The organism is Arthrobacter senegalensis (assembly GCF_059091765.1).
The window spans coordinates 450,324-476,355 of record NZ_JBNHGZ010000002.1; the positions used below are offsets into that span (position 1 = coordinate 450,324).

Genomic DNA, 26,032 nt, shown 5'->3' on the forward strand with positions numbered 1-26,032 from the left:
CGGTAGATTCAAGCAAAGGCCGGCGAGAAGGGGGACCATGTCCGCATCACAGTTCGACCAGCGGTACGACTCGATCTACCAGCGCGGCGGCGAAACGGCTGGCATCCCAACGACCGGCACCCCGCGGACCGCGGCGGCCCGGCCGGCCGCCCAGCTCCCCCGGCCCGTCACCCCGCCGGACACCCGGTTGAACCCGGCATTCCCTACGGCCGCGGCGCATGCGGCGCCCGCGGACCGGGGCGCCGACCACAACACAGCCCAGGCGACCGGCATCGCCGAGGTCATTCCGCCCGACGCCGTCGTGATGGCGGGGCCGGCAGGTGCGCCGCTCCGCCGGAAGGTCAATCCGTTCCTCGCGGCGATGTGGGTGCTGGGCGTGGGGCTGGCCGGGTTCGGGGTCTGGGGTTCGATTGCACCGCACTTCATCGAGTTGGACGCCATGCTCGGGCCCACCGGCGTCTACGGGCCGCCGTGGATTTTCATCTTTACGTCCGTGGCGCCCATGATCCTGATCGCCGGGCTGCTCACCGTGGTCTGCGCCTTGACCTTGCACGCCGTGAGCTGGATGCGCCGGCATCCCTGACCCCACCGCACAGCCGGCGGCGGCAACCCGCCCGTGCGCGCGGAGGATCCTACGCGCGCAGGATCCTATTCTGGGCTTTCGGGCCACTCGACGTGCGGCTCGTACTCCGGGTGCCGGTGCAGCCAGCCCGCGACGTACTCGCAGTACGGCACAATCTTCCTCCCGCCGGCGACCACGTCGTCCAGCGCATGGCCGACCAACCTGCCGGCCAGGCCCTGGCCGGCAAAGTCATCGAACACGCGCGTATGGGTGAAAGCCACGGTCCCGCCGTGCGCCTGAATCTCGGTGTACCCGGCCAGGGATCCGGCGGCCAGCACCTCGTAGCGCCTGAGGTCCTCGTTCAGTCGGAAAGAGAGGTCGTCAGCCATAGCCCGAGCCTGACACGCGCGGGCGGCGGTGCAAATACACCGCCGCCCGCATCGGCTGCCGCCGGCTAGATCAGGCCGTCGGACAGGTGGTTGGGTGTGCCGAAGCGGTGCGCGGTGATGCTGACGGCCTGCTCGTGCAGGAACGGCAGCATTTCCACCCGGCCGGCTTCGGTCACGTCGTGGGCGTAGACCGCAACATCCGGGCGTCCGCCGGTGGCGACGGCAAGCGCCTTGGCGTCGCCGCCAATCAGCCGGATCCGCCCGGCTCCGAGCCGTGGCACCCGGGCCAGCCAGTCGGCGTCGTCCTCCACCGTCACGGCAAGGTCCAGCTCCGTGGCCACGGCCCGCAGTGCCGCGGGGAGCTCGACGGCGGTGGACACCGTGACCTCGGATCCGGCCCGCACGGCGGCGGCCAGCACGCGGACCAGCTTGGCCAGCGGCTCGCCGTCGGACAGCCGGACCGTGACCGGCACGGGCAGGTAGCGGAACACGTTGCGCTCGGCGGTCAGGCCGGACACGTCCTTGGCCGCGCCGAACTCCGCGGCCCAGGCGGCCGCGTCCGAGTGCAGCGAGCGTTCCAGCCCGGCGAGCTCGTCCGCGGGCAGCGCCTGGTTCGCGCGCCGGGCCGCCTCCAACAGCTTCGCGGCCGCTCCCGTGATCTCGGCGGTGGCCGTCGACGGGGCGGTCTCCCAGTCGCCGAGCCCGATCAGGTAGTTCGGTCCGCCGGCCTTGGTTCCGGCTCCCACCGAGGACTTCTTCCAGCCGCCGAAGGGCTGGCGCCGCACGATGGCGCCGGTGATGCCCCGGTTCACGTAGAGGTTGCCGGCCTGGATGTTCTGCAGCCAGTAATCCAGCTCGTCCCGATCCAGTGAATGCAGGCCCGAGGTCAGGCCGTACTCGATGTCGTTGGTGATGGCGACAGCCTCTTCGAGCGTTTCGGCGGTCATTACCCCGAGGATCGGGCCGAAGAACTCGGTCAGGTGGTAGCGCGAGCCGCGCTTCACCCCGGTGCGCACGCCCGGGCTCCAGAGCTTGCCGGTCTCGTCCAGCCGTTCGGGCCGGATGAGCCAGCTCTCGCCGGCGCCCAGCGTGGTCAGCCCGTCCAGCAGCTTGCCGTCGGCCGGGGCGATGACCGGGCCCATCTGGGTGGCCGGATCCTGCGGATAGCCCACCTTCATAGAGGTGACCGCGTCCACCAACTGGTTGCGGAAGCGCGGCGACGTGGCGGCGGATCCCACCAGGATCACCAGCGAGGCCGCGGAGCACTTCTGCCCGGCATGGCCGAACGCGGAGTAGGCGACGTCCCTGGCGGCCAGGTCGAAGTCGGCGCTGGGCGTGACGATGATGGCGTTCTTGCCCGAGGTCTCGGCCAGCAGCGGCAGGTCCGGGCGGAAGGAGCGGAACAGCTCGGCGGTCTCGTAGGCGCCGGTGAGGATCACGCGGTCCACCTCCGGGTGCGAGATCAGCTGCCGGCCCAGTTCGCGCTCGCCCAGCTGCACCAGCTGCAGCACATCGCGCGGCACCCCGGCTTCGTCGAACGCCTCCCACAGCGCTTCCACCATCACGGCGCCGGTCCGCGCCGCCTGCTTGGCAGGCTTGATCACGACGGCGGAGCCCGCGGCCAGCGCCGCAAGGGCGCCTCCGGCGGGGATCGCCGTCGGGAAGTTCCACGGCGGGGTGACAACGGTCAGCCTGGACGGAACGAATTCGGCGCCGTCCACCGTGTCCAGCATGCGCGCCAGCTCGGCGTAGAAGTGCGCGAAGTCGGCGGCCTCGGATACTTCCGGGTCGCCCTGGTCAAGGGTCTTGCCGGCCTCGGCGGCCATGACCTCCAGCAGCCGGGCGCGGTGGGCATTCAGTTTGTCGCCGGCCTTGTGCAGCACCTCGGCTCGTTCGGCGCCGCTCATCGCGCCCCAGCTCTTGGACTGCTCGACGGCCGTGGCGATCACCTGCTCCAGCTGCGCCTCATCCTTGACCTCGGCGCCGGCAACGGTATCGATGCCAAGCCTTGAACCGGGGACGCGGGACAGGATCTCCCGGCCCCAGGCCAGGTTGGCGGGCAGGGACGGATCGGTGTCCGGGATGTTGTCGAAGGAATCGACGGGCCGGGCCGGTTCGGGCTTGGTGCGGTCTTGCTGCCGGTTCGGTTCCGGGACGTCGTCGTCGAGGTTATCGAGCGAGGCGAGGAAGCGCTGCTTCTCGCGCTCGAAGAGGTGCTCGTTCTTGCTCAGCTCGAAGACTGCGGACATGAAGTTCTCGCTGCTGGCGCCCTCTTCGAGCCGGCGGATCAGGTAGGCGATGGCCACGTCGAACTCGCCGGGGTGGACCACCGGGGTGTAGAGCAGCAGCGACCCGACGTCCTTCTTCACCGCCTCGGCCTGGCCCTGGGCCATGCCCAGCAGCATCTCGAAGTCGATGGCCCCCGCCAGGTGTGCGATGCCGCGCTGCTTGGCCAGCAGCCAGGCGAAGGCGACGTCGAATAGGTTGTGCCCGGCGACGCCGATCCGCACGTTGCCGATCCGGTCCGGGTGCAGGGCGTAGTTGATCACGCGCTTGTAGTTGGTGTCCGAGTCCTGCTTGGTTCCCCAGGTGGCCAGCGGCCAGCCGTGCAGCGACGCCTCCACCTGTTCCATGGGCAGGTTGGCTCCCTTGACCACGCGCACCTTGATCGCGGCGCCGCCGCGGGCACGGCGGGCCGCGGCCCACTCCTGCAGCCGGATCATGGCCTTCAGTGCGTCCGGCAGATAGGCCTGCAGCACAATGCCGGCCTCCAGCTGTTCGAACTCCGGCTTGTCCAGGATCCTGGTGAAGACCGCCATGGTCATCTCCAGGTCCTTGTACTCCTCCATGTCCAGGTTGATGAACTTAGGCTTCGGGGAGTTGGCCGCCTGCCGGTACAGCGGAGTCAGGCTGTCGACGACGTGCTCCACCGCCTCGTCGAAGGCCCAGTGCGAGTGCGGGGCCACGGTAGAGGAGACCTTGATGGAAACGTAGTCGACGTCGTCGCGGGCCAGCAGGCGTTTGGTGCCTTCGAGCCGGCGTTCCGCCTCGCGGCTCCCCAGGACGGCCTCGCCCAGCAGGTTGATGTTCAGCCGAACGTCTTCCCGGCGGATCCTGGCGATGGCCGGGCCCAGCTTGGCATCCGTCGCGTCCACGATCAGGTGGCCCACCATTTCGCGCAGCACCCGCCGGGCCGCCGGAATGACCACGTGCGGGAGGACCGGGGCCATGGTGCCTCCCACGCGCACCGCGGCCCGCATGTACCAGGGCAGGAAGGCCGGAACCTTCGGTGCCAGTGCGGCCAGGTTGCGGGCGGCAACGCGCAGGTCCTCGGGGCGGATCACGCCGTCGACGAATCCAACGGTGAAATCCAGCCCGTTCGGATCATTCAGGACGCCGGCCAGCTGGCGGGCGGAGGCGTCGGCGGGGACTTTCTCGGCCTCGGTCAGCCAGTGGCGGACCAGTTTGATGGAGTCGGCGGCGAGGTCGGCCATCTGCTCATCGGGCAGGTTAGTGGTCTGCACCGGAGCCTCCTTCAGGGCATCGTTCACGGCAGTATCTGTCCCTTCAACGAAATTGCAATGTTCCCTCAGACCAGTATGGAACTAGACTTCGTGAAGCAAAAGCGATCTTTTCCGACCGATAATCATCGGTTTTACTGATGAATGGAGATGCCGTGCTGGATGTCCGGAGACTGCGCTTGCTGCGCGAGGTCAAAGTCCGCGGCACCTTGGCGGAGGCGGCCGCCGCGCTGAGCCTGAGCCCGTCATCCGTTTCCCAGCAGCTGGCCTTGCTGGAAAAGGAGGCCGGGGTGGCGCTGCTGCGAAAGGCCGGACGCCGGGTGCAGCTCACGCCGCAGGCCGAGATCCTCGTGGTGCACACCGAGTCGCTGCTGTCCACCCTCGAGCAGGCCGAAACGGACTTGGCGGCGTCGCTGACCGCGGTGACCGGAACCGTCCGGCTGGCGGCGTTCCAATCGGCGGCGCTGGCGCTGCTGCCGGAGGCCCTCACAGCCATGCGGCAGCGGCACCCGGACGTGCGGATCGAGATGGTCCAGCGTGAACCCGAGACGGCGCTGTACGAGACCTGGGCGCGCGACTTCGACCTGGTCATCGCCGAGCAGTACCCCGGCCACGCGGCGCCGCACCATCCGGAGCTGGACCGCCAGAAACTGACCAGCGACGCCATCCGGCTCGCGGTACCGCCCGCCGCCGTGGCCGGAACCGCCGTCACCTCGGTCGACGACGCCCGGAGGCTGCCGTGGGTGATGGAGCCGCATGGCGCAGCTTCCCGGCATTGGGCGGAACAGGCGTGCCGCCAGGCCGGATTCGAGCCGGATGTGCGGTATGAGACGGCCGACCTGCAGGCGCAGATCCGGCTGATCGAATCCGGCAACGCGGTGGCGTTCATGCCGGACCTGGTCTGGACCGGCCGGGACACCACCTGCCTGCTGCTGGACCTGCCGGGCCTGCCGCGGCGCACGGTCTTCACCTCGGTCCGCCGCGGCTCTGCCAACCGACCGGCCATCCTGGCGTTCCGGGCAGTCCTGGAGGCAACGGCCCGGGAGATCGCGGCCTGAGGTCCGGGCCGCCCCGGCGCCTCCCCTAGGCCACGCCCTACGCCGCGGGCTGTTTGCGCTGGTCCAAGCTGAGGTTCCCATGCACCGTGGCGTAGGCGCGCAGGCCTGCGGCAATGAGCGGCAACCCCTGCTCCGGTGCCAGGATCCTGCGGGCCGGACCGTCCATGCCGTCCAACCGGAGCTGCACGAACAGGTCCACCAGCACCGGGCCCAGCCCTGCCAGTTCACTCCGGGGCAGTACGGCACGGTAGCCGCCGCCGTCGTCCCTGACGTCAAAGCCGAGCTCGGCGTCTGTCCCGCGGGCGCGTGCCACGAGCCGGACCGATTCGTACTCCGCCGCCGGTTCGAACGCCAACCCGAACGACACGGACTCCCCGTCGAGCCGGGGCTGCAGGGCCCGCGGCGTCGGTTTCAGCGCTTCCTCGGTGGTGGCCAGCTTGAGCAGGCCTTCCACATCCCGTGCCCGGACCAGCTGCGAGCGCTGCCGGTAAGGAAATGACAGCTGCTCCTCCAGCCGTTCCGGAATGTGTTGGTCCACGAAGGCGGCATGGGCCGCCACCCACCGCTGCCGCGTGCCCGGCGCCATCGACCGGTAGCGGTCGGGCACGTAGAAGCGAAGGAGTTTGCGCCGGTACAGGTCCAGCACCAGCAGCTCGGCCTGTTCTGGGTCCGGATGGTTCTCCCTGATGATCCGCGCGATTTCGGCGACGGATCCGGTGTACCCCTCAGGGATGGCGCGCTCGGAGCTGATGTTGGTTCCGTCGTCGCGGGTGCGGATGAAGTAATAGTCGTAGTCGGCCGCGATCGCGTTCCTCCGGGAGGCCAGATAGCAGCGGGTGAGCATCATGCCGTCTTCCAGCCGGACTTTGCCCTCCGGGAAGCGGATGCCGTGTGTGTCCAGCAGCTCACGCCGGATCAGCTTTTGCGGTGAGAGCGTGCCCAGGATCTTGCGCACGGGAACGTCCGGCACGGTCTCGGTGAACAGCGAAGACTGCACGCGCCGGCCGCCGATTCCGACCATCCGCGGGGCCAGCACGTCGACCTGGTGCTTGTCGGCAAAGTCAACCATCCGGCGCAGTGCTTCGGGCCCCAGCCTGTCGTCCGCATCGCAGAAGAAGACGTAATCGGAACTGCTGGCGGCGATCCCTACGTTGCGGGGCTTCCCCGGCCAGCCGCTGTTCTGTTGGTGGATGACCCGCCAGTTCGGATGCCGCGCGGCGTACTCGTCCAGCAGCTTGCCTCCGCCGTCGGTGGAGCCGTCGTCCACGGCGATCACCTCGAAGAGCGCCGGGTTCAGGTCCTGTGCAACCAGCGATTCCAGCAGCTCCGTCAGGTAGGGCAACGCGTTGAATACCGGGATCACCACGGCCACCCGCGCGGTCTGCGCACTGGCCGTCGGCCCGGAGTCACTCTCGCGCACGCGAAACTGGCCCGCGCGCGCGGCAATCCGTTTCAGCTTGCGCCGTGCGCCTGCCAGTTTGTCCTTGATGGCCACGCGGTCCCCTTCGATCGGCAGCAGTTACTGCATTCTGCCACTGTGATCGAGCTGAATGACGGTGAGTAGCGGAATCGTGACGGGGTGGACAGCGGGGTAAGTACTGCTCTCAGCTGTAGAGCGGCAAGAGCGCGGCCTGCTGTCCGCAGATTAAGAGGACGCACAGGACAGCCATCGCAACGGCCGATTTGTTCCAACTGGTGACGACTGCGGGTCCCGGTGGCGGTTCGGAATTCAGGAGGCTGGACCTGGATCTTGTCCACACGCGGACGAGCGGATGCTGCTCCAGCCCCTGCCGTTGGCCCAAAGAGGTAGTTCGGTCCCATGGGGTTATCGTGGCCGGTCCCACTGACACACTGTGCTGGTTGCCGGCGGCCCGCGCATTTTGAGGAAAGGGTGCACCCCAGCTTGTGTAGGTCTTGGCCCCGGTCCTGATCCTCACGGCACTGCGTACGCTGACGTCATCAACGACGGCAAAGGGAATGGCGTGGGACCGAAAGCTGTTGGTGATGAGAACGGAGTCGTCATCATAGGCAAGGCGTGGAATCCACAGGAAAATGTAGGCAAACGAAGCTGCCAGCAAAGGCCACACTATCCATCGCAGGAGGGATTCTTCCTGCGCCTGGGCGAACAGCAACACGAGCGCCGCCGCAGCGGAGACCCAGATCAGTATTGCTGTCCACATGGCCGACTTTTCCTTGAGCACGCTCCGCTTTGGCTCGGTCCGTGAGTTTGTTGCCATCCGGTATGCCCCGTCCCCTTTGACTGCTGCCGTTACTGCATTCTGCCATCCCTCTCGCCGATGCATGCACGCCGCCGCGGATCACGGGCGTTGCCCATGGACTTGTACAAAACCGGGCGGGTAATTCCCGTCTCTAACGGATTCACCTGCGGCCGGCATGTAGAACTCCTATACCGCTTCCTCCCGCATCCCCCACGGGGAACCGTAGCCCTCGGGTGCGGGCGCCGACATCAGGTCCAGGAAGGGTTTGGCGTCGAACGCCTCCGGGCCCAGGACGCCGGCTCCGCTCCAGAGGCCCGAGGCCAGGAGTTCCAGGGCGATGATCGGGTTCAGGGCCGTCTGCCACACCACGCACTGGCTGCCGTATTCGGCCATGGTGTCGGCGTTGTCGGCGACATGGTAGAGGTAGGTCCGCCGCGGGGCGCCGTCCTTGTCCTTGCCTGTCACCAGAACGCCTGCGCATGTCTTGCCGGTGATCCTGGGCCCGAGCGTGGCCGGATCCGGCAGGCAGGCGGCCACGACGTCCCGCGGGCTCACGGATGTTCCCTTGACGTTGACCGGCGTGGTGGAATCGAGGCCCAGCTTGTGCAGGACCTTGAGCACCTCGATGAATTCATCGCCCAGCCCGTACTTGAAATTGACCTTGCCGGCATCCAGCCACCGGGGCATCAGCAGGACTTCCTCGTGTTCCACGTTGACGCACTCCACGAGGCCGATGCCTTCGGGAAAGTCGAAGACTTCGGGGTCGCTGAAGGGCTCTGTGGTGCTCCAACCGGTCTCTGCGGAATAGGTCACCGGCGGGTTGAGGCATTCCTCGATGGTGGTCCAGATGGAGAAGGAAGGCGCGAAATCGTATCCCTCGACCTTCAGGTTGGCGCCGTCGCGGACGCCGATCTCGTCGATGACGGAGAACAGGTAGTCCTGGGCGTACCGCGCCAGGACGTCGGAGAGTCCCGGTTCCACGCCTATCCCGACCAGAGCCAGCCGTCCGGCTTCCTCCCACTCAGCGGCCCGCTCGAACTGCAGGTCTCCGAGCTTGATGCCGGTGAGCTCATAGGGGCGTTCAGGGTGCGGCGTGGACAGTGACATGGCCATGTCCAGATAGGTGGCTCCGGCGTCCGCGGCACCCTCGAAGACCGGCATGACGAAACGGGGGTCAACGGCGTTGAGCACGTGGGTGATGCCGTGGTCCCTGATGGCACCGGCAACGGCCTCCCTGCTTGACGCGTCCAGGGCAATCGCGCTGAACCGTCCGCGCCGGCCCTCCGGCAGTGCCTCGACTACGGCTCGGGCGCGTGCCGGGTCGTAGTCCGCCAGGACGAAGGCCTCAAAGAATTCCCGCCGGGCGGCAATGCCTGCGGCGGCGCCGCCCACTCCGCCTGCTCCAATACACAGAATCCGCATCATGCTCCCTTGGGGTTGTCTTGGCTGTTGCTGCCGGCAGGCTCGGGACTCAGGCGGAACCAGCTGTTCGCCGTCACGTCGGTGGGCGCGCCCGGTGACGCGAGCAGGGTGCCGGCCGCCGGGTCAATGCCCACGGTTGCCAGGGTCGCCCAGCGGGAGCCCAGGCCGGCACCCGGGGTCGGCACGCAGCACAGTTCGGCCCCGTCACCGGGAACCGAGCACAGGTAGGGCACGAGATCCTGCGGCTGACGGGGCTGGAACGCAGCGCTGACCCGCCTGTCCAGCAAGTCGATCCGCTGCTGGGAGTCCGGCTGGTACAGCTCGGTCTTCTCCCCCTTCGCCAGCCTTGGGGCCAGGAAATGGTTGGTGTGCAGCAGGTGACCGCCGGTCGGCTTGATCACCTCGGCCCCCTCGGGGCTGAGCTCCACGATTGCTGCGCCGGCCCTGGTGACCACGGTGATGGCGCTGGAAGTCTTGACCGGTGCGTCGAGGAGTATGTCCACGGCCTCGTCCAGCGAAGCTGCCCCGTGCAGTACCTGCGCGGCTGCGATGTGGACGGGCACCGCCCCCGGACTGTCCTGCCTGTGACCCAGCACGTTCAGGTGCACGCCGACGCCGGCGTCGTTCAGCCCGATCTTGGCGAGGATTCCGTACTCCGTCAGTCCCACGAACCGGCCCTGGCTGGTTTCAACCGACTGCAGGTGCCAGGCGCCGGCGAGTTCTTCGTGCCAGTCCCAGGTCTGCAAGGAGAAAGGCCGGGCTCCGGCGCTGACGACGGTCGAACACTCCCCCGGCCGGGCCCGTTCCGAGAGGGACAGGATTTCGGTCCGGGCATTAAGGGCGCTGACCTTCCACACGGGCAGGCCCGCTCCCTCCGCGGTGCCGCGGATCTCGGCCGCCAGGTGCGTCGCCCAGGCTTCAGTGGCGGCCAGGCTGCGGGTGGCTTCCCGCTCCACGATGGTTTCGCTGATGCCGTGGGCCTCGAACAGTTGGCGGTAAACGTCCCAGCAGTCGGCGATACCGCTGCGTCCTTCGGTGCCGCGCTGCACGCCCAGCTGGCGGGGGTCCCCGCCTCGAAGCGTCAGCACCTGCGGGATCGTGCCTGCGGGGTCAGTCAATGTCGTGCTCCTCATTCAATGTCTCGCTGTCGCGGCGCCGCGGCTTCCAGCCGGGCCGCGGCGCGCTGTCGATCAACCGTCGGGTGTACGGGTGTGCCGGGCTGTCGAGGATCTGGTCGGCAGTGCCGGCTTCGACGATGACCCCGCGGCGCATCACCACGATGGAGTGGGCTATCTGGCGCGCCACCGCCAGATCATGCGTGATGAAGAGATAGGTCAGCTGTTTTTCCCTCCGCAGCTGTTCGAGCATCCGCAGGATTTGCGCCTGGACGGTGACGTCCAGCGCGGAGACGGCCTCGTCGAGCACGATGACCCCCGGCGATGCCGCCAGTGCCCGCGCTATGGCCACGCGCTGCTTCTGCCCGCCGGAGAGTTCGTCCGGGAGCGCGGACATGTGGGTTTCGGTCAGCCCGACTTCCCGGAACAACTCGAGGCAGCGCCTGCGTCGTGCTGCCGGGTCCAGGGAGGTGTGGGCCTTCAACACCTCGGCAACCGCCTCGGAGACAGGTAGCCGGCGGTTCAACGACCCCTGCGGGTCTTGGAAGACCATTTGGACGTCCTTTGACCGTTCCCGCCGGATTCGGCGGCTGGTCCGAGGGTTGACCGGTTTGCCGTTGAGGAAGACGGACCCGCTGTCCGGGGTTTCCAGCCCCACGAGCATCCTGGCCAACGTGCTCTTTCCCGAACCCGATTCCCCCACCACCGCCAGGCAGTGTCCGCGCTCGATGGCCAGGGACGCGTCTTTGACGGCGTGGACGTGCGTGCGGTTACGGCCGGAACCAACGGTGAACTTCTTGTTGAGTTTGCTTATGACGACGGCGGGGGCCGTGGGCTGCGTCTGCACGCCGGTCATTGCTTCACCTCTCGGGATGGCTCGCGGCTTGGTGGACTAGGCAGGCTTGTCCCGGCGCGAGGTGCGGCCTGGGTTTGGGGGTCGTCGCCTAACCCGGCGTCGATGCGGTGATCCAGGCTGGGTTTGGCCGCGACCAGCTTCCGGGTGTATTCGTGTTCCGGCCGGTTCAGCACCCGGTCCGCGGGGCCGGATTCGACGATCCGGCCGCCCGACATGACGGCGATACGGTCGCACGCCGCCGCGGCCAGGTCCAGATCGTGGGTCACGAAGATCATCGCCATGCCTGCCTCGGTCCGCGCCTCGTCCAGGATGGCCATGACGTCGGACTGCGTCGTGACATCGAGCGCCGTGGTCGGTTCGTCCGCCAGCAGCAGCTCGGTGCCCCTGGCCACCGCGCCGGCAATGACGACCCGCTGGAGCATGCCGCCGGAAAGCTGGTGCGGGTAGGAACGCAGGCAGCGGGCGACGTTGTGGATGCCCACCTGCTCGAGCACTTCCCCGGAAAGCCGCAGGGCTTCCTGGGCGGTCGCTGCAGGCCTGGCGGCTTGGATGCCTTCCACCAGGAATTTGCTGACCGGCAGCACCGGATTCAGGGCGGCCTGCGGATTCTGGGAAATCATCGAGACGGCACCGGCCCGGAAGGCGCGGAGCCGCTCGCCGGAGTACGCCAGCGTGTTCTCCCCCTTGTAGAGGACCCTGCCGGCAATGTCCGTCCGCGGCGGCAGGGTCTGGAGGATCGTCCGCATGGTCATGGATTTTCCGGAGCCTGACTCCCCCACCAGGCCGACGGACTCGCCCTTCTCCACCACGATGTTGATATCGGACAGCAGCGTCGTCCGGCGGTGCTCCGGCCCGATGTTCACGGTGACGTTCGACAGTTCGAGCATTAGATCCTCCCTGCTGCCCGGCGCCCGCCGAGCTTTTCGCCCAGGAATCCCAGCGCGGCAACGGTCAGCACAATGAGCAGGCCTGCGTAGAGGCTCTCTTGCGGGTAGCCGGCCAGCAGTGAGGACTGGCCGGAGGAGACCATGAGGCCCCAGTCGGCGTCGGGCGGTTGCACGCCAAAGCCGAGGTAGGACAGGGCGGCGAGGTCGATCATGCCGTAGCCGAAGTTGATGCTCATTCCCGTCATGACCTGCTGTTTCACGTTCGGCAGCAGGTGCCGCACGGTGATGGAAAAACCGGAAATACCCTGCAGCTCCGCCGATTTCACATACGGCAGATTCCGCTCGCGCAGGGCCACGCTGCGGATCACCCGGGCGGTATACGGGGTGAAGCCGATCGCCAAGGCAATCACGGCGGTCTCCACTCTCGCGCCGAACACCGCCACCGCCAGCACGGCCAGCAGCAGGTTCGGAAACGCGAACAGGAAATCCAGGACCCTGCTGATGAGGTTGTCCACCCAGCCGCCGAACCAAACGGCGACCAGGGCAAGGGTTCCGCCCATCACGGCGGTGAGCACGGCGACGGCGAGGGCGGCGAGAATGCTGGAGCGGGCGCCGGTGGCGAGCCGGGAGAACAGATCCCGTCCGGCCTGGTCCGTTCCGAGCCAATGCTCGGCCCCGGGCGGAAGATAGCGCTCCACGACGTTGCCGGCTGTCGGATCGAACGGTGTGAGGGCCGGCCCGATCAGGGCGAACAGTCCAATCAGCACCACCCAGCCCAGGCAGATGGCCGTCAGGACATCCGGCTTCGACCGGGTCTTCCGTGACGGGCTCCGCTTCAGTGCCCCGGGGCGTCCGGTTTCTTCCAGCGTGCTCATGACGCCGCCCCCAAACGCACCCTCGGATCGATCACGACATAGAGCAAGTCGACGGCCAGGTTGATGAGGCCGAAGGCAACGACCATGATCAACGACACTGCCTGCACCACCGCGAAGTCCTTCTGCTGCACGGCCGCCACCAGCAGTGCGCCGATGCCGTCGAGTGTGAACGCGTACTCGACCACGAAGGCGCCGGCCAGCAAGGCGGCGACGTGGACGCCGGAAACCGTGGATACGGGAAGCATCGAATTGCGCAGGACGTGGCGCCGTATGACGATCCGTTCCAGCACTCCCCGGGACCGCGCCGTCTGGGCGTGCTCGGACTCGCGCTCTTCCTTAACCGCGGTGCGGGTAATGCGCGCGACCACCGCCAGCGAGGGCAGCGCCAACGCCAACGCCGGCAGGGTCAGGTGATGGAGCCTGCCGGCCAGGCCCTCGCCGGAGCCGAAGACCGGAAACCAGCCGAGCATGACCCCGAAAACACTCATCAGCAGCAGGGCCGCGAAGAATGTCGGTACGGCAAAGCCGAGATTCGACCCGAAAAGCACCACGTTCTCCAGCCAGCCCGGCCGAAGTCCGGCAAGGCAACCGAGCCCAATGCCGCCGATCACGATGATCAGCGCGGCGTAGAGGGTGAGGGACAGTGTGGTGGGCAAACGGCCCGCGATGAGATCGGCGACTTCCTGGCGGTTGGCCAGCGATTGGCCGAAGTCTCCCTGGACGACACCCCACAGCCAGTTGAAGTAGCGGACCAGAAACGGGTCGTCCAGGGAGTACTGGGCCCTGATGGATGCCAGTACCTCCGGCGTCACGGTCCGGCCTTGCACCAGGAACTGCTCGGGGCTTCCTGGTGCAAGGTACAGTCCGCCAAAGACCGCAAAGCTGGAGGCCAACAGGATCGTTCCCAGTGCCAAGAGCCTTTTGACGATATAGATCATGACGGCTTTTTCGTTACTTCGCGGCGCCCAGGTCCGCACCCCAGGGGTAGTAGAGGTAGACGAAGGACGCCGGTACGCCCGTCACCCGCTCATTCAGGAAGAGCCGTCCCGCCGGATCGACGATGGGCAGCCAGGGCAGGTCGGCCATGGCCAACGCCTCGATTTCGGCGACCTTCGCGGCACGCTCCGTGTCGTCGGTCAGAACCTCCGCCTCGGCGATGAGTTTCTCAATTTCCGGGTTGGTGTAGTCGGAGAAGTTCTGCGACCCGCCTTCCTTCACGATGGTGCGCAGGAACACCAGGGGATCCGGAACGTCCATGTAGTTGGTGGTGACGAAGGCGCCGTGCCCGGCACGGGCCTCGGGATCCGAGAAGAAGGCGCCGAATTGTGCGCTCGGCACGCCCTGGGGCTTGACCGTCAGCCCGATTTCCTGGCCGGCACGCGCCAGTTCGGAAATGATGTCCGCGTAGAAGGACCGTTCGCTCGGGTACACGATGGTGATCGGCTCGCTCAGGTCAGCTTCTGCCTCCGCAAGGATTTTCTTGGCCTCCTCGACGTTCGCTTCAACCGGCGGCAGTTTTTCGCGCGCTGCGCTGAAGACGTCGTCGCCGTAAGACCAGCCGCCGTCGGGAATCAGGGACCGGGACGGCATGGCCGTGCCCTCGTACACCGTGTCCGCCAACGCCGATGTGTTCGCGGCGGTCCACAGTGCCTTCCGCACAGCAGGATCGCCCAGCGGGCCGTCGCCTGTGGCGATGATGGCCGAGAGCTGCAGGGACTTGCCGAGAATCAGCTCGCCGTTGGTCGCCGATTGAAGTTGCGGTACCGCGCTGAGCGGGACGTCGTAGGACCCGTCCACTGCTCCGGATGCGAGCGCGTTGGTGATGGCCGCGGGGTCCACGATGAACTGGATGTCGAGGTTCTGCACCTTGGGCATGCGGTCGCTGTTCCAGTAAGCATCGTTCTTGGCCAGGGAGATGCTCTGGCCGCTGTTCCACTGGTCAACCGAGAAGGGCCCCGTACACATGACGCCCTCCTGCGGGGTGCCGTACGCTTCGCCTGCCTCTTTGCGCTGTGCCTCCTGCACGATGACGCCCAGCGGAGTGGCCATGTAGGAGTTGAACGTGACGTCCGGAGAGCTCAGGCTCACGGTCACTTCGTACTCGCCCGTGGCCTTGATCGATTCGACGTTGCCGCTGACCGCGTCGCTGGCCCAGTAGCTGCCCTCGTCAGGGTCCAGGTGCCGGTTCAGACTGAAGACCACGTCCTGGGCGGTCATCGGCGTGCCGTCCCAGAAGGTCACGTCATCCCGCAGCTGGTAGATGTACGTCTTGCCGTCGACGTTCTCGAACGATTCGGCAAGGTTGGGTGCGATCGTGTAGTCCGGTTCCATCACCATCAGGCCTTCGCACAGGTTGGCCACGACGGTGTTTTCCGGGTAGTTGAAGGCCTTGATCGGATCCAGTGACGCCGGTTCGCCGAACGGCAGGTTCCAGGTGACGGTATCCAGTTCGCCCGCCGCCGGTTCGGTGGTGGTCTGCAGTTCCCCCAGGCCGCTGCCTGCCTCCGCATCCGGCGCGGCCGCTCCGCCGCCGCCGTTGCTGCACGCGGTCAGCAGCATCGCGAGGGCCACCGACGTGGCCAGCGTGACTTTCTTCATCCTGCAATCCCCTTTGCTTCACAGTGTGTGGTTCCGATGGGACGCTTGCTCTGCGTATTCCAGTAAGCTACGGGGATAAAACCTTTTATATAACGTTTTAGCTGTTCTGTTATGCAACCGTTATGACGTCAATCACGGAGGGCGGACGATGCGCCGGCGAGTCACCATCCACGACGTGGCCAGAGAAGCCGGCGTGTCCATCACCGCCGTCTCACACAGCCTGAACAACAAGGGCACGCTGTCGGACGAAACCCGCGAGCGCGTGCGGCAGACGGCCGAAAGGCTGGGGTACCAGCCCGATCCGATGGCGCGGGGACTGCGCAACAGCCCGATCGGGGTCATTGGGCTCATGCTCCGGCCCCTGGATTCGCTCGGGACGTATCGCCCGCACGGCGTGGACTACTTCACCAGGCTCTCCGGGGCCGTTGCCGTGGAGTGCCTGGAGCGCGGGCTGAGCGTCATGCTCGTCCGGGACCTGACGCGGCTACCGCGTTCCCCGCTCGCCTTGTCGCTGGACGGCTACATCATTGACGATCCGCTCGAGGAAGATCCGGTCATCGACCTATTAATGGGGCTGGCCGCTCCTTTCGTCACCATCGGACGCGATCCTGCACGGCCCGACTTTCTCGATTGGGTCGGTTCCCACGACTCGGCAGAGACGGAGGCAGTGCTGTCCAAGTTCCACCGATCCGGGGCACGGTCCATCTGCCTCATCACCGGCATGGACCGCAACGCCTGGAACCTCGACTCCACGGCGGCCTACCGCAGCTGGGCGGCGCGTCACGGGATGGAGCCACGCATCGCCACCCGGCCGGAGTCCGACGGCGTCGACGGCGGCAGGGCAGCCATGCAGGAACTGCTGGACGCCGGCGGGGAAATGCCGGACGCTGTCTACTGCCTGACCGGGCGGCACGCGCGCGGCGCCCTGGAGGAACTGGCGGCCCGGGGCATCGCCGTGCCCGGGCAGGTCCAGCTGATCGCCGGTTCGGATTCAGAACAGTCGCGCAACAGCAGCCCCGCGATCAGCGCCATCGATCTGGAACCGGAGCTCATCGCGGCGGCCGCGGTCAGCCATCTGTCCCGAAAAATGCTCGGGGAGTCCGGTATCCCGGCGAAGCTTTCCGCCAGGCTGATCCTGCGCGAGAGCACGCTCGATTCCGGCAGTGACCGGACGTGACGATGGCCCGCCTTCCGCAGGATTCCTGCCGAAGGCGGGCCACCGCCGTCGTCGTTGTCTGCCGTCAATCCCGTGACGGCATTCCGGTGCTACCGGCGGCCGGGGCTTCCCGGGCGCGGATGAACTCCGGGCGCGGGTAGTTGGCCGCAAAGGCTCCGAGACCCGGTTAACAAGGTTGCCGGCCGGGCCTCTGCTGTCGGAGTTAGCTTGCCGGCTCGGCCTCGATGAGCGGGTAGACGCCGTTCTCGTCGTGGACTTCCCGGCCGGTGACGGGCGGGTTGAACACGCAGGCCATGCGCAGTTCGGTGGTGGCGCGGACCGTGTGCTTCTCGTGCCCGTCCAGCAGGTACATGGTTCCGTCGCGCAGGTCGTGGACTTCGCCGGTGACCTCGTTGGTCAGCGTGCCCTCGCCCTGGACGCAGTAGACGGCCTCGATGTGGTTGGCGTAGTGGAACGTGGAGGTGGTGCCCGCGTAGATCACCGTGTCGTGGAAGGAAAAGCCCACGCGCTCTCCCGCCAGCACCATGCGCCGGCTCCGCCAGGTCTCGGACTTAACGTCGCGGTCGGTGTCGTTCAGGTCGTTCAGGTTGGTAACAAGCATCGGTACTCCTCGGATAGGAAGTCAGGAAGTTTCGTGTTGGGGGTGCGCGGCGGGGCGGCTCGGCGACCCGGCGAGCGGGCGTCGGCGTGCGGCCGTCCCGCGCTAGAGGGCTCCGACCAGTTCCGGCACCGCGGTAACGGCGCGGGTCGCGTCGATCAGGATGTCCAGGCCGCGGTCCAGCTCCGCGGCGCTGATGGTCAGGGCCGGCATCAGCTTCACCACTTCGCCCTCGGGGCCGGATGTTTCCACCAGCAGCCCGTTGTCGTAGGCCTCGGCGGCGATCTTGCCGGCGGTTTCGTTCTCCGGGAACTTCACCCCGGCCAGGAGGCCGCGGCCGCGCACGCTGGCGCCCTCCACCAGCCCGGCGATCCGCTCCAGCCCCTCGTGCAGCTGCACGGCCCGGGCCTGGATCTGTTTCTGGAACTCGCCGGTCCGCCAGTACGTATCCAGCGCCGCCGTGGCCGTCACGAACGCCGGATTGTGCCCGCGGAAGGTGCCGTTGTGCTCGCCGGCTCCCCAGACGTCCAGCTCCGGGCGGAACAGGGTCAGCGCCATCGGCAGGCCGTAGCCGGAGATGGACTTGGACAGGCAGACGATGTCCGGGGTGATGCCGGCTTCCTCAAAGCTGAAGAACGTTCCGGTGCGGCCGCAGCCGGCCTGCACATCGTCGACGATCAGCAGGATCTCGTGCTTCTTGCACAGGTCTGCCAGGCCGCGCAGCCAGCCGGCGCGGGCGGCGTTGAGGCCTCCTTCGCCCTGGACGGTCTCCACGATGATGCCCGCCGGCTTGTCCACGCCCGAGCCGCTGTCCTCCAGCACGCGCTCCAGCCACAGGAAGTCGGCGGTTTCGCCGGAGAAGTAGTCGTCGTAGGGGATTTTGGAGCTGTTGGTCAGGGGGATGCCCGCGCCCCGGCGCTTCATCGAGTTTCCGGTCACCGACAGCGAACCGAGCGTCATGCCGTGGAACGCGTTGGTGAAGGAGAGGATGTGCTGGCGGCCCGTCACCTTGCGGGCCAGCTTCAGGGCGGCCTCAACGGTGTTGGTGCCGGTGGGGCCGGGGAACATCACCTTGTAGTCGAGGTTTCGGGGCTCGAGGATGACCTCTTGGAAGGTCTCCAGGAACGTGCGCTTGGCCGGGGTCTTCATGTCCAGCGAGTGCACGACGGCGCCGCTGGCCAGGTACTCCAGCAGCGGCTGCAGCAGCTTCGGGTTGTTGTGGCCGTAGTTAAGCGCCCCGGCGCCGGAGAAAAAATCCAGGTACGTGGTTCCGTCCTCGGCCGTCATGGTGCTGCCCTCGGCGCGGGTGAATACGGCGGGCCAGCTGCGGCAGTAGCCGCGGACCTCGGACTCGAGGGTCTCGAAAATGTCGGTCATGGAATACGCTTCCTTCCTCAGTGCGGCAGCGGGCGGCCCCGGGTAGGGGACAGCGCCACAGCAGCCGCGGGTCGATTCATGCGGATGTGCGTTGGTGGAGGTGGTGCTTGGCCGGCCGCGGATGCCGGCGGGACTAATTGAGCGGACCGATCCGGAACAGGTACTCGGTGTCGTGCCCGTCCGGATAGAGCTCTTCCGTAAAGAGCGGTTCGCGTTCCATTGGCGCCTCGCGGCGCGACGCGAAGCCGGCAAACAGCCGGACGGAGGCCTCGTTGTCCGCCGTGATGGTGGTTTCCACCCGCTCGGCGAGGACTTGTCCGGCCAAGCGGTCCAGCATGTCCGCCGCCAGCCTGCGGCCGCGGAACCGCCGGTTCACGGCCACCTGCCACACCATCAAGGTGCCCGGTTCGTCGGGGCGCATGTAGCCGGTGATGAAACCGGCCGGCTCGCCGTCCACCGTGGCGATGATCGACGTCTCGGCGAAGTCGCGGGTCCACAGCAGGTAGGAATAGGACGAGTTCAGGTCCAAGACCTGGGAATCCCTGGCCATGCGCCACAGGGACTGCCCGTCGTTCAGGGTTGGTTTACGGAAGCTTGCTTCGATCCTCGGTCTGGTTTGGGTTTCTGCTAGTTCTTCAACCATCCCTTCAAACGTAACGAGATCAGAGCCGTTATCAACCCCGAAACCTGCCGACTTGACAGAGGTTCGGACGCTTTCGCCGCCCCTGCCGTCCCGGCCGAATTCCGCCGGATCCCTTGTGCCAGTTGCCCTCCGGCGGAATGACGACGGCGGTGCCCGGGCGCGCTTTTATCGTTACCATTTCGTGACCTTTGCTATGTGACGACCGGCCGAAAGTGTCGCCCCAGCCGCGCGAGGAGCGCCCGAATGGCCGTTACCCGCGCCTTCGGCACGCCCGCGGCCGGCTTCTCCACGCCGGGAACGCCGGAGGCCGTTACGCGGCGCCTCGGCACGACCTGCGGCCGGGCTTCTACGGCCGGGAAGCCCCGGCGGCCGTTACCCGGCGCACCGACTGGAGCCCGCCCGATCGGGTGAGTCGAGCAGGGTGCAGGCATTGAGGGCGCCGGGGTAAAGCGCCGTCGTGCCGTTGTCCATGTTTTGGAGCGCCCGTAGATATAAGCGCAGGTCACGCGCCTGTGGATAGCCAAGACGTGGACAGTTCGGCCTGAACGTGGACAAGTTTGCGTGACGTGGGCGGCTGACTCGGCCTGCAAGCCGGGGCGTCCATGAAAAAAGCGGCTCCGACCGGCAAACCGGTCGAAGCCGCTTTCGCGGTGGGCCCTGCGGGGATCGAACCCGCGACCCGCGGATTAAAAGTCCGATGCTCTACCAACTGAGCTAAAGGCCCGCCAGCCGGTCCGCTTTGCTCTAGGTAGAAACCCAGGCGAGGTCGGATTTGGCCAGTTCCCAGTTTATCCCACCCATCGCCGCCCGCCCGAATCCGCCGGGCGCGCGCCTTGCCGGGGGTCCCGGAACGTCCCGTCGCCGGGGGCCACGCCTCTCTGTACCGGCGTCAGGGGCGGGAGTAAGGTCGAGGCATGAGCCCGAACAACGGAAACGATGTCCCCCGGCCGCATAAGCCGAAGCCTTTCGCCCCGGTGGATTTTGAGGACTTCGCCGGGGGTGCCGACCCGGCACGCGTCTCCGAGGCCGCCCACCTCGCGGCACAGGCCTTGGTGCACCGCGGGCGCGGCTCCGACGACCCCGAGGTGACCGCGAGGCTGGTCAAACTGGCAGACCAACAGGGGCTCGAGGCCATTGCTGAAATGTGGGCTGAAAGCCCTGCCCGTTCCCTGCCGGGGGCCCTCTGGCGCCTTTACGCCCTGCGAGCCGCGGCCCAGTCCCATCCGGACAAGCTGGCAGCCTACTTCAAGGCGGGGACGGCATCGGCAGAAGTGTCAAAGGTCATCGCCGGAGTAGCTGAACCGCCCGGCGCCGACGAAGTCCGGGCCATGGCCGACACGATCCTCTCCGGCGCCTTCGACGGTGATTTCGATGTGGCCCTTGACCGGTCGGCGGCCTTTTGCCGAATCGTCGCGCTCGGCCAGACCCACCACGCCGACTCTGCCGAGTCCGCCAACGAGAACCATGCCACCAAGCTGACGCTCAATTCACACCGGCTCGTGAAGACCGCCGAGGATCTGGAAGCGGCCGCCGTCGCCTGGCGGCGCGGCGAGCTCGACTAGCGGCCCGACGGGCCAAGGGCCGGAAACGCCGTCGCCTGGCGGCGCGGCGAGCTCGACTAGCGGCCCGACGGGCCAACGACCCGCAACGCCGTCGCCTGGCGGCGCGGCGAGTTCGACCAGCCGCCCGCGGCACCCTACGCACCGGCCAGCCGCCCGACTGTATCCCGCCCCGACCGCCGGCGGCCGTCGGCCCCGCGGTGGTGCCCTCAGCAGCAGGACCGTCCGGAGAAGGCCCTCCCGGAACGACGCGCGCGTGTACCACAGATAGCCTCTGCTGACACGTTTTTCCCCGTACTTTCGCGGCTGTTGACATCCGCAGTGAGGCGTAGAAAACTGAAGGTGGTGTCGAACTGTGGCAGCCCCGGGCTCCAACTCTTAGCCGCCTCGAGCGGCCTTCCGCCGAGAGGCGCTCCCAGTTCGGCACCATTAATTTTTGTTCGCGAAGAGGCGCTAATCTAGGCACGGCGGATGCTTCCCTTCCGCCGTACGGACCAGTGAGAAACCGCCGGTGACATGAAGCTAAGCCTCTTCCCCCAGGACACCAAGAGCCTCGAATTGCTCGCCCTCACAGCAGCCGAGCTGATGGCGGGAGTCAAGACCCTCTCGGAGATCCTCGGGGCGCCTGCGGACGACTACGACAAGCTCTCCGAAGAACTGCACGACCGCGACGCGAACGTCTCCCGGCTGCGCAACGCCCTGCTGACCACGCTGCGGACCAGCTTCGTTAATCCACTCCCCCGCGAGGACATGTTCCAGCTCTCGCTGCACCTGGTGCACACCTTTGAACACCTCGACGGCGCCGCGGAACTGATCGCACTCAACCGGGTGAAGCGTCTGTCTAGCCGGGCCTCGGAGCAGCTGGAGGTCATCGGCCGGATGTCGGAGATGACCCGGGACGCCATGCCGCGGCTGAACTCCCTGGAGGACCTCGAGGAGTACTGCATCGAGATGGTCCGGCTGGCCAAGCGGGCCGAACGCACCCACCGCGTGTGGGTCTCGGAGCTTTTGTCGGAACACAAGGGCGCCACGCTGGCCCGGCACCGCGACGTTGCCGACCAGTTGATCGCCGCCACCAAGACGCTGCGCCAGGCTTCCCACCACGTAGGCCAGATCCTGGTCAAGGAATCGTAGGTGGAGCTATTCCTCCTGGTGCTTGTGGTCGCTTTCGCCGGCTGCTTTGCCTTCATCAACGGCTTCCATGATGTCTCCAACGCCGTCGCCACCTCGGTCCGCACGCGCGCGCTCACCCCGAATGTCGCCGTCGTGCTCGCGTCCGTTTGCAACCTGGCCGGTGCGCTGATCTCCAGCACCCTGGCCCTGGTGATCAGTACCGGTTGGATCGGCCTGCCCGAGGGCCGGTCGGGCCTGGGCATCCTGTTGGCCGGGCTGCTGAGCGCCTGCGCGTGGGGAGTTTTCACGTGGTGGCAGCGGATGCCCTCGTCGTCCACCCATGCGCTGCTGGGCGGCCTGATCGGGGCGGGGGCGGCGTCCACCCTGCTGGGCGGCGAGAATATCAGTGCCACCGAGAACCCGATCTGGGGCCAGCTGATCCTGCCGCTGCTCTTGTCGCCGTTGGTGGCGTTCGTGCTCTCCTACCTGGCGATCGTCCCCCTGACGTGGCTGGCCCGCTACCGCACCCCGCGCGAGGTCGGCCGGACCACCAGGCTGGCCCAGGCGGTCTTTGCCGGTACCTTTTCGCTGGGCCACGGCCTGCAGGACGGGCAGCGCACCATGGCCGTGGTGCTGCTGGGACTGGCCGCGGCCGGTTATGCCTCCGGCGACCGGATGCCGCTGTGGGTGCAGCTGTTCGCGGCGGTGCTGCTGGCCGTGGGCGCGCTCTTCGGCGGCTGGCGGATCTCGCACACGCTCGGGTCGCGGCTGGTGCGGATCGATCCCCTGCACGGCGCCACCGCACAGGGCGTCAGCTCCGCCATGCTGTTCGTCGGGGCCATCGGGCTGCACATGCCGCTCTCCAGCACGCACACCATGACGGCGGCCATCCTGGGCGCGGGGTCCACCCAGCGGATGCATGCGGTGCGCTGGCGGGTGGCCATCCGCGTGCTGGCCACGTGGGTGCTGACCCTGCTGGCAACCTCGCTCGTCGGAGCCATCCTGCTGCTGGCTCTGGATCCGATGCTCTAGCCGGGCCATGGGCGTCCCTGGCCCTTCCCTGGCGCCTTTAAACAGCGACGGCGGCGCCTCCCGCGAGGGGAGGCACCGCCGTCGTGCTGCCGGCGTCTTACCCGAAGCGGCCGGAGACGTAGTCTTCCGTGGCCTTTTGGGTGGGGTTGCTGAAGATCGACGGGGTATCGCCGTATTCGATCAGCTTGCCCGGCTTGCCGGTGCCGGCGATGTTGAAGAACGCCGTCTTGTCGGACACGCGCGCCGCCTGCTGCATGTTGTGGGTCACGATCACCACGGTGTACTCCGTCTTGAGTTCCTCGATCAGGTCCTCGATGGCCAGCGTGGAGATGGGGTCCAGCGCCGAGCAGGGCTCGTCCATCAGGATCACCTGCGGGGACACCGCGATCGCCCGGGCGATGCACAGGCGCTGCTGCTGGCCGCCGGAAAGGCCGGAGCCGGGCTTGTTCAGCCGGTCCTTGACCTCGTTCCACAGGTTGGCGCCGGTCAGCGACTTCTCTACCAGCGCGTCCGCGTCCGACTTGGAAATGCGCTTGTCGTTCAGCTTGACCCCGGCCAGCACGTTGTCGCGGATGGACATGGTGGGGAACGGGTTGGGGCGCTGGAAGACCATGCCGATCTGGCTGCGCACGGTCACCGGGTCCACGCCCTGGCCGTAGAGGTTGTCCCCGTCGAGCAGGACTTCGCCCTCCACCCGGGCGCCGGGCAGCACTTCGTGCATGCGGTTGAGCGTGCGCAGGAAGGTGGACTTGCCGCAGCCGGAGGGGCCGATGAAAGCCGTGACGGACCGGGCGTCGATGTTGATGTTGACGTCCTCCACGGCCCGGAAGTTGCCGTAGTAGACGTTCAGGTCCTTGACGTCGATGCGTTTGGACATGTGGGTTCCTTCTCTTTGGTACTGGCTCAGCGGCCGGTCTTGGGGGCGAAGATGCGGGCGATCAGCCGGGCGATCAGGTTCAGCAGCATGACGAAGATGATCAGGATCAGCGCAGCGGCCCAGGCACGCTGCATGCTGGGGTCCACGTTGGTGGGCGAGGTCGGGTTCATCAGCTGCCGGTAGATGAACGTGGGCAAGGTGGTCATCCAGCCGCCGAACACGTTCCAGTTGATGCTGTTCACGAAGCCCGCGGTGACCAGCAGCGGCGCCGTCTCGCCTATGATGCGGGCGATGGCCAGGGTGACGCCGGAGGCGATGCCGGAGATCGCCGTCGGCACCACCACCTTCAGGATGGTGCGCCACTTGCGCACGCCCAGCGCGTAGGACGCTTCGCGGAGCTCGTTCGGGACGATCTTGAGCATTTCCTCGGTGGAGCGGACCACCACCGGGATCATCAGCACGGAGAGGGCGACGGCGGCCACGAAGCCGGTACGGGTGCTGGGCCCGAAAATCAGCCCAAACAGTGCGGCGGCGAACAGGCCGGCGACGATCGAGGGGATGCCGGTCATCACGTCCACGAAGAAGGTGATACCGCGCGAGAGCGGTCCGCCCTTGCTGTATTCGACCAGGTAGACGGCGGTGAGCAGCCCGATCGGCACCGAAATGATGGTGGCCCAGAGGGTGATCAGCACGGTACCGACGATGCCGTGGTAGGCGCCGCCGAGCACGTCGGTTCCGTTGGCGGTCGTCTCGTTGTCGATCATGCCGGTCATGCCGTTCATCGACGTGAAGACCAGGTTGTAGCTGAGTCCGGCGACGCCGTTCTGCAGCACGGTCCAGATCACGGAGATCAGCGGCACGACCGCGATGATGAACGCCGCGAAGACCAGGTTGGTGGCGAAGCGGTCCTTGGCTTTGCGCGCCCCCTCGACGGAGAGCGTCACGATGTAGCCGGCAATCACGAAGATTACGGCCGAGAACAAGGCCCAGGAGACGAGGCCGAAACCGACCAGCGACGAGGCCGCGGCGCCCAGGATGAGCGAGCCGGCAGCGACGGCCCAGATGGCCCAGCCGGGCATCTGGTTTTTGGTGAGCGTGTTGCGCTTGGTCGGGGCGGGCGTTTCAGTGAGCAGTTTGGACATCAGTTGGCTCCCGAGAATTCCTTGTGCCGGCTGATGATCCAGCGGGCGACCATGTTCACGGCCAGGGTAATGACGAACAGCACCAGGCCGGCGGCGATCAGTTCGGACAAGCGCAGCCCGTACGCTTCAGGGAAGTTCAGGGCGATCTCGGCGGCAATCGTCTGGTTGCCCGACTTGATCAGGCTGGCGATGAGCCCGCCGCCGGAGAGCACCATGGCCACGGCCATCGTCTCGCCGAGCGCGCGTCCGAGGCCCAGCATCACCGCGCTGACGATGCCCGGCCGGGCGAACGGGAAGACGGCCATCCTGATCATTTCCCACCGGGTGGCGCCCATGGCCAGGGCCGCTTCCTCGTGGAGCTTGGGCGCCTGCAGGAAGATTTCGCGGCTGAGCGAGGTGATGATCGGCAGGATCATCACGGACAGCACGATTCCGGCCGTCAGCATGGTCTTGCCGGTCTGGCTGGCGGGGCCTTCGAAGATCGGGATCCAGCCGGCGTTCTCCGCCAGCCAGGTGTAGGGACCGACGAGCGCGGGAGCCAGCACGGTCATGCCCCAGGCTCCGTAGACCACCGAGGGGATGGCGGCCAGAAGGTCCACCACGTAGCCGAGGCCCTGGGAGAGCCGCCGCGGTGCGTAGTGGGAGATGAAGAGTGCGACTCCCACGCCGACCGGGGTCGCCAGCAGCAGGGCGATCGCCGCGGCGATCAGCGTGCCGATGACGATGGGCCAGATGTAGCCCCAAAAGCCGTTCCCGCCGGAAATGGCCGCCGGGTCTGCCCCGAACGTCGGCAGGGCCTGCCACAGCAGGAACGCCGCCACGCAGAACAGCACGAAGAGGATCAGGCACCCCGCGGCAAGCGCAAGGCCGGAAAAGACCTTGTCGCCGGCGCGGCCCTGGCCGGTCTCGGTCAATGTTTGGGACACTTCATAACCCTTCGGGTTCTGTACTTCGTCTAGCTGTTCAGCCAGTCTTGCGGCTTCGTTCCGTCCGGGCAATTTCGCCCCGGCCG

The 26,032-nt window shown here is 67.1% G+C and carries 23 protein-coding genes and 1 tRNA gene; 6 read left to right on the plus strand and 18 right to left on the minus strand.

Annotation, left to right across the window (positions count from 1 at the left end; all coding sequences use genetic code 11):
- Positions 1–37 precede the first annotated feature (37 nt).
- Positions 38–583, plus strand: coding sequence for a hypothetical protein (locus tag AC5RVG_RS07510; protein WP_494013351.1), 546 nt, complete (start codon positions 38–40; stop codon positions 581–583).
- A gap of 65 nt (positions 584–648) precedes the next feature.
- On the opposite strand, the gene AC5RVG_RS07515 is transcribed toward AC5RVG_RS07510, so the two are convergent.
- Positions 649–951 (minus strand): GNAT family N-acetyltransferase, encoded by a 303-nt coding sequence (locus AC5RVG_RS07515; RefSeq protein WP_494013352.1) that lies wholly within the window; start codon positions 949–951, stop codon positions 649–651.
- Between the two features lie 65 nt (positions 952–1,016).
- Positions 1,017–4,445 (minus strand): bifunctional proline dehydrogenase/L-glutamate gamma-semialdehyde dehydrogenase, encoded by a 3,429-nt coding sequence (locus AC5RVG_RS07520; protein ID WP_494013765.1) that lies wholly within the window; start codon positions 4,443–4,445, stop codon positions 1,017–1,019.
- A gap of 182 nt (positions 4,446–4,627) precedes the next feature.
- On the opposite strand from AC5RVG_RS07520, the gene AC5RVG_RS07525 reads away from it, so the two are divergent.
- Positions 4,628–5,530: a LysR family transcriptional regulator gene (locus AC5RVG_RS07525; protein WP_494013766.1), complete on the plus strand. Its 903-nt coding sequence runs from the start codon at positions 4,628–4,630 to the stop codon at positions 5,528–5,530.
- A gap of 37 nt (positions 5,531–5,567) precedes the next feature.
- Here the strand turns inward: AC5RVG_RS07525 and AC5RVG_RS07530 are convergent, their stop codons facing one another.
- The 9 genes from AC5RVG_RS07530 to AC5RVG_RS07570 form a co-directional block, all read right to left on the minus strand.
- Positions 5,568–7,025 carry a glycosyltransferase family 2 protein gene (locus tag AC5RVG_RS07530; RefSeq protein ID WP_494013353.1) on the minus strand — a complete coding sequence of 486 codons (1,458 nt, stop codon included), beginning with the start codon at positions 7,023–7,025 and terminating at the stop codon, positions 5,568–5,570.
- 109 nt (positions 7,026–7,134) lie between these two features.
- Positions 7,135–7,731 carry a hypothetical protein gene (locus tag AC5RVG_RS07535; RefSeq protein ID WP_494013354.1) on the minus strand — a complete coding sequence of 199 codons (597 nt, stop codon included), beginning with the start codon at positions 7,729–7,731 and terminating at the stop codon, positions 7,135–7,137.
- A gap of 204 nt (positions 7,732–7,935) precedes the next feature.
- Positions 7,936–9,171 carry a saccharopine dehydrogenase family protein gene (locus AC5RVG_RS07540; protein ID WP_494013767.1) on the minus strand — a complete coding sequence of 412 codons (1,236 nt, stop codon included), beginning with the start codon at positions 9,169–9,171 and terminating at the stop codon, positions 7,936–7,938.
- Positions 9,171–10,289 carry a C45 family autoproteolytic acyltransferase/hydrolase gene (locus AC5RVG_RS07545; protein WP_494013355.1) on the minus strand — a complete coding sequence of 373 codons (1,119 nt, stop codon included), beginning with the start codon at positions 10,287–10,289 and terminating at the stop codon, positions 9,171–9,173. Before AC5RVG_RS07545 ends, AC5RVG_RS07540 begins: the two co-directional genes overlap by 1 nt.
- A complete protein-coding gene (locus AC5RVG_RS07550) occupies positions 10,282–11,142 on the minus strand; it encodes an ABC transporter ATP-binding protein (RefSeq protein WP_494001961.1) in 861 nt (286 codons plus the stop codon). The genes AC5RVG_RS07545 and AC5RVG_RS07550 overlap by 8 nt, the downstream gene beginning before the upstream one ends.
- The gene (locus tag AC5RVG_RS07555; RefSeq protein ID WP_494013356.1) at positions 11,139–12,029 is read right to left on the minus strand and encodes an ABC transporter ATP-binding protein; all 891 of its coding nucleotides are present in this window, start codon (positions 12,027–12,029) and stop codon (positions 11,139–11,141) included. Before AC5RVG_RS07555 ends, AC5RVG_RS07550 begins: the two co-directional genes overlap by 4 nt.
- A complete protein-coding gene (locus tag AC5RVG_RS07560) occupies positions 12,029–12,904 on the minus strand; it encodes an ABC transporter permease (protein ID WP_493978342.1) in 876 nt (291 codons plus the stop codon). Before AC5RVG_RS07560 ends, AC5RVG_RS07555 begins: the two co-directional genes overlap by 1 nt.
- On the minus strand, positions 12,901–13,842 hold the full coding sequence (locus AC5RVG_RS07565) for an ABC transporter permease (RefSeq protein ID WP_494001958.1): 942 nt from the start codon (positions 13,840–13,842) through the stop codon (positions 12,901–12,903). Before AC5RVG_RS07565 ends, AC5RVG_RS07560 begins: the two co-directional genes overlap by 4 nt.
- 13 nt (positions 13,843–13,855) lie before the next feature.
- Positions 13,856–15,502 (minus strand): ABC transporter substrate-binding protein, encoded by a 1,647-nt coding sequence (locus AC5RVG_RS07570; RefSeq protein ID WP_494013357.1) that lies wholly within the window; start codon positions 15,500–15,502, stop codon positions 13,856–13,858.
- Between the two features lie 175 nt (positions 15,503–15,677).
- Here AC5RVG_RS07570 and AC5RVG_RS07575 point away from each other — a divergent pair, with 175 nt between their 5' ends.
- The gene (locus AC5RVG_RS07575; RefSeq protein ID WP_494013358.1) at positions 15,678–16,679 is read left to right on the plus strand and encodes a LacI family DNA-binding transcriptional regulator; all 1,002 of its coding nucleotides are present in this window, start codon (positions 15,678–15,680) and stop codon (positions 16,677–16,679) included.
- A gap of 202 nt (positions 16,680–16,881) precedes the next feature.
- Here the strand turns inward: AC5RVG_RS07575 and AC5RVG_RS07580 are convergent, their stop codons facing one another.
- The 4 genes from AC5RVG_RS07580 to AC5RVG_RS07595 form a co-directional block, all read right to left on the minus strand.
- On the minus strand, positions 16,882–17,280 hold the full coding sequence (locus AC5RVG_RS07580) for an ectoine synthase (protein WP_494013359.1): 399 nt from the start codon (positions 17,278–17,280) through the stop codon (positions 16,882–16,884).
- A gap of 102 nt (positions 17,281–17,382) precedes the next feature.
- Positions 17,383–18,654: a diaminobutyrate--2-oxoglutarate transaminase gene (gene ectB / locus AC5RVG_RS07585; RefSeq protein WP_494013360.1), complete on the minus strand. Its 1,272-nt coding sequence runs from the start codon at positions 18,652–18,654 to the stop codon at positions 17,383–17,385.
- 133 nt (positions 18,655–18,787) lie between these two features.
- Positions 18,788–19,297 carry a diaminobutyrate acetyltransferase gene (ectA, locus tag AC5RVG_RS07590; protein WP_494013361.1) on the minus strand — a complete coding sequence of 170 codons (510 nt, stop codon included), beginning with the start codon at positions 19,295–19,297 and terminating at the stop codon, positions 18,788–18,790.
- A 651-nt stretch (positions 19,298–19,948) separates the two neighbouring features.
- A tRNA-Lys gene (locus AC5RVG_RS07595) sits at positions 19,949–20,021 on the minus strand.
- 190 nt (positions 20,022–20,211) lie between these two features.
- On the opposite strand from AC5RVG_RS07595, the gene AC5RVG_RS07600 reads away from it, so the two are divergent.
- The 3 genes from AC5RVG_RS07600 to AC5RVG_RS07610 all read left to right on the plus strand — a co-directional run bounded on the left by AC5RVG_RS07600 (position 20,212) and on the right by AC5RVG_RS07610 (position 23,001).
- On the plus strand, positions 20,212–20,859 hold the full coding sequence (locus tag AC5RVG_RS07600) for a hypothetical protein (RefSeq protein WP_494001952.1): 648 nt from the start codon (positions 20,212–20,214) through the stop codon (positions 20,857–20,859).
- 513 nt (positions 20,860–21,372) lie between these two features.
- Complete coding sequence (locus AC5RVG_RS07605) at positions 21,373–21,990, plus strand: nuclease PIN (protein ID WP_494001951.1); 618 nt, start codon at positions 21,373–21,375, stop codon at positions 21,988–21,990.
- On the plus strand, positions 21,991–23,001 hold the full coding sequence (locus AC5RVG_RS07610) for an inorganic phosphate transporter (protein ID WP_494001950.1): 1,011 nt from the start codon (positions 21,991–21,993) through the stop codon (positions 22,999–23,001).
- A 97-nt stretch (positions 23,002–23,098) separates the two neighbouring features.
- Here AC5RVG_RS07610 and pstB read toward each other — a convergent pair whose 3' ends face one another.
- From pstB to pstC, 3 genes are read right to left on the minus strand one after another with little or no spacing between them, the layout of a single operon-like run.
- Positions 23,099–23,878: a phosphate ABC transporter ATP-binding protein PstB gene (gene pstB, locus AC5RVG_RS07615; RefSeq protein WP_494001949.1), complete on the minus strand. Its 780-nt coding sequence runs from the start codon at positions 23,876–23,878 to the stop codon at positions 23,099–23,101.
- A gap of 26 nt (positions 23,879–23,904) precedes the next feature.
- Positions 23,905–25,020: a phosphate ABC transporter permease PstA gene (gene pstA / locus AC5RVG_RS07620; protein ID WP_494013362.1), complete on the minus strand. Its 1,116-nt coding sequence runs from the start codon at positions 25,018–25,020 to the stop codon at positions 23,905–23,907.
- Positions 25,020–25,946 carry a phosphate ABC transporter permease subunit PstC gene (gene pstC, locus AC5RVG_RS07625; protein WP_494013363.1) on the minus strand — a complete coding sequence of 309 codons (927 nt, stop codon included), beginning with the start codon at positions 25,944–25,946 and terminating at the stop codon, positions 25,020–25,022. Before pstC ends, pstA begins: the two co-directional genes overlap by 1 nt.
- Positions 25,947–26,032 lie beyond the last annotated feature (86 nt).

Excerpts from the sequence above, each read along its gene's own strand:
- ectA (WP_494013361.1), bottom strand. The coding sequence starts at position 19,297 with ATGGTTGAAGAACTAGCAGAAACCCAAACCAGACCGAGGATCGAAGCA.
- pstB (WP_494001949.1), bottom strand. The coding sequence starts at position 23,878 with ATGTCCAAACGCATCGACGTCAAGGACCTGAACGTCTACTACGGCAAC.
- AC5RVG_RS07580 (WP_494013359.1), bottom strand. The coding sequence starts at position 17,280 with ATGCTTGTTACCAACCTGAACGACCTGAACGACACCGACCGCGACGTT.
- AC5RVG_RS07540 (WP_494013767.1), bottom strand. The coding sequence starts at position 9,171 with ATGCGGATTCTGTGTATTGGAGCAGGCGGAGTGGGCGGCGCCGCCGCA.
- AC5RVG_RS07555 (WP_494013356.1), bottom strand. The coding sequence starts at position 12,029 with ATGCTCGAACTGTCGAACGTCACCGTGAACATCGGGCCGGAGCACCGC.
- AC5RVG_RS07510 (WP_494013351.1), top strand. The coding sequence starts at position 38 with ATGTCCGCATCACAGTTCGACCAGCGGTACGACTCGATCTACCAGCGC.
- ectB (WP_494013360.1), bottom strand. The coding sequence starts at position 18,654 with ATGACCGACATTTTCGAGACCCTCGAGTCCGAGGTCCGCGGCTACTGC.
- pstA (WP_494013362.1), bottom strand. The coding sequence starts at position 25,020 with ATGTCCAAACTGCTCACTGAAACGCCCGCCCCGACCAAGCGCAACACG.
- AC5RVG_RS07515 (WP_494013352.1), bottom strand. The coding sequence starts at position 951 with ATGGCTGACGACCTCTCTTTCCGACTGAACGAGGACCTCAGGCGCTAC.
- AC5RVG_RS07605 (WP_494001951.1), top strand. The coding sequence starts at position 21,373 with ATGAAGCTAAGCCTCTTCCCCCAGGACACCAAGAGCCTCGAATTGCTC.
- AC5RVG_RS07560 (WP_493978342.1), bottom strand. The coding sequence starts at position 12,904 with ATGAGCACGCTGGAAGAAACCGGACGCCCCGGGGCACTGAAGCGGAGC.
- AC5RVG_RS07565 (WP_494001958.1), bottom strand. The coding sequence starts at position 13,842 with ATGATCTATATCGTCAAAAGGCTCTTGGCACTGGGAACGATCCTGTTG.
- AC5RVG_RS07520 (WP_494013765.1), bottom strand. The coding sequence starts at position 4,445 with ATGGCCGACCTCGCCGCCGACTCCATCAAACTGGTCCGCCACTGGCTG.
- AC5RVG_RS07570 (WP_494013357.1), bottom strand. The coding sequence starts at position 15,502 with ATGAAGAAAGTCACGCTGGCCACGTCGGTGGCCCTCGCGATGCTGCTG.
- AC5RVG_RS07600 (WP_494001952.1), top strand. The coding sequence starts at position 20,212 with ATGAGCCCGAACAACGGAAACGATGTCCCCCGGCCGCATAAGCCGAAG.
- AC5RVG_RS07550 (WP_494001961.1), bottom strand. The coding sequence starts at position 11,142 with ATGACCGGCGTGCAGACGCAGCCCACGGCCCCCGCCGTCGTCATAAGC.